Source organism: Pantoea sp. MBLJ3 (assembly GCF_000816655.1).
GTDB classification, from domain to species: Bacteria; Pseudomonadota; Gammaproteobacteria; order Enterobacterales; family Enterobacteriaceae; genus Pantoea; species Pantoea eucalypti.
The window spans coordinates 1-5,873 of the sequence record NZ_JSUT01000016.1 but is presented as its reverse complement, the minus strand read 5'-3'; the positions used below and the strand labels follow the sequence as shown (position 1 = coordinate 5,873).

Here is a 5,873-nt window from a genome sequence, read left to right as displayed (position 1 = left end):
CAAGGACATATTCGGCAACATCACAAAAAAAACAGCATGTTACCTGACGGCTCCTTAATGCGACAGAGCCCCATCTTTACCTTTTCCCTGCCTGAAGGAACAGCACCGCGGTTGCCCCAGCTCAGACTGGTGGCGTCGGTGGGGGCCGGGGCTGACGGAATACTTCAGGCACGCGATCTCCCTCCGGAGGTAAAAGTGACCCGCGCCTGTGACATCGGGCTGGGATACAGTATGTTTCAGTATGTCGTAATGCAGATTTTGCGTCACTTTCGCGATCTGCGAACGCTTGAGCGGCAGCACGCTTCTGCGAAGTGGTCGCGCTTACCTGTTGCCAGCGCCAGTCAGTCAACCGTGGGGATCATGGGGCTTGGTCAGACAGGCGTGGTGGTCGCTCAAGCCGTCGCTGCGCTCGGATTCCGGGTAATCGGCTGGACCCGCACTGCATCACGTAATGTCAGTGTTGAGCGGTTTGTCGGACAGCAGAACCTGGTCGCCTTTCTGGAAGAGTGTGACTTTCTGGTATGTCTGCTTCCGCTGACTGACGAGACGCGTCATCTTTTGAACAGACATATGCTTTCCAGGCTGCATAAGGGTTGTTATGTCATCAACGTGGCCCGCGGGGGAATTCTGGTAGAGCAGGATCTGCTTGAGCTCGTTGAGAACGGACACATCAGCGGCGCTGCACTGGATGTTTTCGCCGCGGAACCGTTAGGCCCCGATATTCCATTCTGGGGCCACATGAAAATTCTGGTGACACCTCATATTGCCGCGCAACCATCAACAGAGCCGGTTGTGGACCAGTTCATTGATAACTTGCAATGGATGAGGAACGGCACTCCTCTTGTCAATGAAGTGGACCGGACGCTGGGATATTAATCATTGTTCAGACCGTCTGCTTGTTATGACATTCCTGCTCTTTTGCGGCTGTGATGTGTTTTTATCGGATGAAGGTCCGCTTTTGGCACTAAGCTGATGTCTTCCAGAAGCGAGGAGCAGGAGTTCGTTATTGCTTCCAATACTTACTGGCACCCCTTAATTAAAACAGGGCAAAATTGTGGCCACGCTTGAAGAGCATAAAGGCTCTGCATTGCTAAAATAGGGAAGCTCTTTCAAAATTTTTTCGGTAATCGCGTGGACTCAGCTGATTATGCTGACTGAACACGCGTGAAAAATAAAGTGGGTCTTCATAGCCTACCGCGCGAGCAATCTGAGTGATATTCAGCTGGGTATATCGAAGGAGATCACAGCCGCGAGAAATACGCTGTTGTTCACGCCAGCCGTAAATGGTATTGCCCATCTCTTTTCTGAATATATGAGTGAGCCGTGAAGCTGAGAGGAAGGTCAGGCGCGCAAGCGCTTCGATACGGGTATCTTCGGACAGGTGCTTATTGATGTAATCACAGACAATCAGAACACGCGGATCCCGATTATGCTGGTTGCTGGCCGGCTGAAGCTGGAAAGCCTTTAAGATGATACGCTCAAGCGCATTCATGGCCAGTGCTTCCGGCAGGGATGCTCCTACTGCATTACCCGATATAACCTCCTTAAAGAGCTGAACCATTTCCTTGCTGTGCAAATTATCAGGAAGCTTCATGCGGCCGATGTCTCCCTGTTTATTGTCCCAGCGCAGCCAGTCAGTCCAGTAAGGGCGGGGGATAAAATAGATCCAAAGATGATCCCAGGCAATACTCTCCTTTGCCCGACCGTAGTGATGAATAACACCAGGAGGAAATAGCAGCATCTCATCTTGCTGACAATAAAATTCTCCATCTGCATGATAAATAATCCCTTCGCCTTTCAACGTCAGATTAATCATGTAACCTTTCATTCCGTTAGGGCGATGGATAAAAAAATCGAGTTTACTGCCAGGGTTTATAGGGGTGAATCCGGAAACCATGAATGCATTAAAAGAGAATCTTTTCATTAGCGGCGAAAAGCTTAACAAATCTGCTTCATTCATTTCTTCCATTTTCACCCGTTCCTGTTTCAAAATTTTAGATACTATATTGTCCCCCTTGCTGAAGGGGAGATGTAATCTTATGCAGCAGAAATCACTTCGGATTTAGCAAACCGTCACTCATGGCCGCAGGGTTCGCTCCCTCAGATTGCTGATAACGGCCGGCAGATAAATCCTGTGCTACCTGGGGATAGAAATCATCGAGCTTGTAGAACCAGAGTAGTACCAGGTTTAGCGCCGCAAGGATTAGCGGGAAAAAGATAAACAAAAATTCGATAGTGTTGATGACGGTTTCAGACTGATGGGCTCCACCACCACTAACAAATCCGGCCGCACCCAGTATCCAGCCTACACTTGCCGTACCCAGCCCCATACCAAGTGTCTGACCCAGCGTACCTGCACTGAAGAGAATGCCTTCAATACGTAACCCGGTTCGCCATTCACCGTAGTCGATAGTGTCTGCCAGAAGGGCGAACATAGTGGCACCAATGCCGCAAAATCCCACGCTACGTACCGCCGTTGCCACTATCACAAACAACGCATTTTGCTTGTCGAACAATGGGAGCAGGTAAGCAACACAGCAAATGGTTAATCCGAGCATGGCAAGGCGCCGTTTCCCCAGTTTTTTAAGCAGCGCGGGGATGATCATCAGCGTAAGCAACCCTGGTATATACTGGGCCATACTGATGTATGCAATCAGTGATATATCGGCAAGAACATATTTTGAATAATACACCCCCACTGCTGACAATGCCGTAAGGCTGGTGAACGTGATCATCAGATAGAAAAAAATGATGAGCCAGTAGCGATTTGCCATTACTGAACGCGTGACCTGCCTGGCATTAATTCTTTGGCTGTTATTGCTGTTCACCGGCTCTACGCGCTCCCGGGTACCCAGCGCGGTTAGAAGCAAAAATACGGAGGTAAATATGCCAAAAATAGCGAATACGATCATCCAAGACGTGCTGCTGTTCCCAAAAAATGCTACCAGCGGCAATGTTAATACCCCTACAGTAAGTGAACCACAGGTTGAAAATCCCTTCCGAAAGACGCTCAGCATGCCACGCTGATAATTATCACGCGTGATTAAAGCGAGGAGCGAACCGTAGGCAATGTTATTCGCGGTAAACATAATATTGGTTAGCAGATAGGTAATGCAGACGTATATCACTTTCAGTGTGTAACTGGCGTTCGGGACGGTCGACATTAAAATGGCTGACAGACCAAACGGAACGGCGGTCCACAGCACCCAGGGCCGGGCTTTGCCTAGGCTGGAGCGCGTTTTATCAATGCGTATACCTACATAAATACAGATAATGGCATCCAGAACACGGGCAAAGAACATCAGTGATCCAACCAGCAGAGCAGAAATGCCTACAACATCGGTGTAATAAAACGCCAGAAAGGTCACCATTAATGTATACGTTAAATTGGTGCCGTAATCACCCACGCCAAAGGCCAGACGTTCCCGTATGCTAATACGCTGCAGATCATGACTTGATGAGTTAGAGGTCATCATTGTTTCTCCACTTCAAAAATCGCCACGCCCCAATCCGCCAGGTTGAGCGACTGCCCCTGCAAGTAATGCTGTCCGCTCAATAACTCGTCAGCATTAAACGTGAGGGTCATGGTCTGAGGCTGGCTGGAGTAGTTAAGGAAGAAAAGAACGGTATTGCCTGAACGGTTAACCGTATGTCTCACCGTTACCGGATAGTCCAGCGATATAGTGGCGACATCCAGAGTTGTTTTTTCAATCAGTCGGAGAAGCACCGCTTCCACGGCTTCAGAACTGATGCTGCAGCCAACGTAGGTTGTCGTTCCGGCACCATACTGGTTGTGAACGATAGCCGCATATTTATTCCAGTAGGGGTGCCTATAACTGGCCCAGACTTCAGCGCTGGCATCGGCTTCCAGCAGCTCCATCCAGTCAGACACAATGGCTTGTCCGGAAGGGATGTTTAGCTGATCGGACTGAAGCGTCACTTCGTGCGGCTCAACAAATAGCTGATAATTTGCGCCAACAGCTTCCCTGATGACGGCTGGCTGTCTGACATGTCTGACTTTGAGGTGTTCATTGGCAAAGCCAGATCTGAAGGCGTACAGGATGTGTCCGCCCTCTTGGGTAAACTGATTCAGACGTTGCAGAGATGATTCAGAAACGGCGTAAAGCAGGGGGGCAATCAGCAATTGATAACGGGACAGCCGGGGATCGTCAACCGCAAGAATATCCACCTCAATGTTGAGGCGGTAAAGGGCATCATAATAAGCGCGTACCGTGTCGTTATACTGATGCTCCTTATGACGGCCAAACTGGTGCCCCTTGTGAGGATGCCAGTCAATAGCCGTCAATGAGTCTTGACTGACGATCAGTGCGACACGATTATGCTTTTTCAGGCCCGTGAGCTGCGGAGAAAGACGAGCCAGGGTTTGACCGATGTTTTTAGCCTCGTTATAGACAGGGTTTGGCTCGAGATCGTGGCTGAGCAGTCCTTTCCAGTACGTTTCATATGAGTTGTGCAGAGAGTGCCAGTGCCAGTAGCTTATCATCGCGGCACCAGATGCAATATGGCTGAAAGCCTGGAGAAAGAGCTGGCCGGGGTAAGGGGTCCAGTTCTTAAACGCTTGCGCCTGCGTTTCCAGAACAAAATAGTTCGAGTCTTTTGTCGTACGCGCAATGTCACCGCAGAAGGCTATTTCCACACCGGTAAGCTGATGCTGGCCTGGGTGATAAATATCTACCCCTGTAATGTCCAGCACTGAAGAGGCCGTAAAATGGTCAACTTCACCACGAACGCCAAAGGACCAGGTCCGCCACTCAAAATCAAAGTTATGCGTAATAAACTGACCAGGGAGACGATACTCATTGATAAGTTTTGCCTGCCAGGCCAGGAAGTCCGTGACCAATCCGCGCTGATAGCGCTGAAAAGCGGCACCCAGGCTTGCGTTAATAGTACTTTCAAGCGGTGGGAAATCTTCCCAGGCGTCGACCCTGTTACTCCAGTAATCAAGTCCATACTCGGCATTCATTTTTTCAACATTGTTATCAAACAGTTTTTTCAGATGCTCCACAAAGCCAAGCTGAACGGGTTCTCCGCAGGTATCATAATATTTAGTCTCATTATCGATTTGATAACCAATCACGGCTGGATGGCTGGCAGTGGCGTCTAACAATTTGCGAATAACCCGCTCGGCGTATCGTAGGTAAATCGGGCTGGTGATATCCATCTTCTGACGGTGACCATACTTGTTCACTCCCTGTGGGGTGGTGGCCATAACCGAAGGATGTTTTTTCGCAAGCCATGCAGGGATGGCATAGGTTGGCGTGCCGATGATGACGGCGATATGGTTAGCATGCATGCGGTTCAGAACGGTCAGTACGCTGGAAAAGTTAAATTCCCCATCCTGTCGTTCATAACTACTCCATGTGCTTTCAGCAATACGAACCACATTAATGCCTGCCGCCTTCATCAGGCGTATGTCATCATCCAGCCTTTCTTCGGGCATATATTCACGATAGTAAGCAACACCGTATAGTAACTTCTCCACTTGAACCGCCTTTTATTGTAAATGCTTAGCGGATAAATTAGAGCAAGGCGGTCAGAGATAGATAAAGCATGTCGCTGGCAACATAGAAAAACTCGCTGCCCAGTGAGTCTTATGAAGTCCATCACAAAAGGACAGAGAGGATCATTAATCTGTTTTGATCTTTCTACCGTATTAACGGCTCTGTCGCATTAGCGTAGACAAGTCAGCAAAAGTGGCATTGCCGATTTATTAAACAGCCAACAGATAAAATTGCTCTGCCGGTGACAATTCACTGTTGGCTGAATGATGAAATTGACCCTTGCGTATCATGTGCATTAACTCAATGCCAGCCAGTATCGTCTGCGTTCGACAAATGATTTGAATCCCAGCA

4 protein-coding genes and 1 pseudogene are annotated in these 5,873 nt (G+C 49.0%); 1 reads left to right on the top strand and 4 read right to left on the bottom strand.

The annotated features are described in order from the left end of the window. Positions 1 to 231: 231 nt before the first annotated feature. Positions 232 to 876 carry an NAD(P)-dependent oxidoreductase gene (locus tag NP77_RS19035; protein ID WP_231572345.1) on the top strand — a complete coding sequence of 215 codons (645 nt, stop codon included), beginning with the start codon at positions 232 to 234 and terminating at the stop codon, positions 874 to 876. 214 nt (positions 877 to 1,090) lie between these two features. Here the strand turns inward: NP77_RS19035 and araC are convergent, their stop codons facing one another. The 4 genes and pseudogenes from araC to NP77_RS19015 all read right to left on the bottom strand — a co-directional run. Further along, on the bottom strand, positions 1,091 to 1,969 hold the full coding sequence (araC, locus tag NP77_RS19030; RefSeq protein ID WP_003848208.1) for an arabinose operon transcriptional regulator AraC: 879 nt from the start codon (positions 1,967 to 1,969) through the stop codon (positions 1,091 to 1,093). Between the two features lie 82 nt (positions 1,970 to 2,051). Then, on the bottom strand, positions 2,052 to 3,476 hold the full coding sequence (locus tag NP77_RS19025; protein ID WP_003848210.1) for an MFS transporter: 1,425 nt from the start codon (positions 3,474 to 3,476) through the stop codon (positions 2,052 to 2,054). Next, positions 3,473 to 5,503 carry a beta-galactosidase gene (locus tag NP77_RS19020; protein ID WP_039661306.1) on the bottom strand — a complete coding sequence of 677 codons (2,031 nt, stop codon included), beginning with the start codon at positions 5,501 to 5,503 and terminating at the stop codon, positions 3,473 to 3,475. Before NP77_RS19020 ends, NP77_RS19025 begins: the two co-directional genes overlap by 4 nt. Before the next feature lie 228 nt (positions 5,504 to 5,731). Further along, positions 5,732 to 5,873, bottom strand: a pseudogene (locus tag NP77_RS19015) (IS6 family transposase); the annotation flags it as partial.

What these genes read in the sequence shown, in the direction of transcription:
- NP77_RS19035 (WP_231572345.1), top strand. Translation starts at nt 232, where the DNA reads ATGTTTCAGTATGTCGTAATGCAGATTTTGCGTCACTTTCGCGATCTG.
- araC (WP_003848208.1), bottom strand. Translation starts at nt 1,969, where the DNA reads ATGGAAGAAATGAATGAAGCAGATTTGTTAAGCTTTTCGCCGCTAATG.
- NP77_RS19025 (WP_003848210.1), bottom strand. Translation starts at nt 3,476, where the DNA reads ATGATGACCTCTAACTCATCAAGTCATGATCTGCAGCGTATTAGCATA.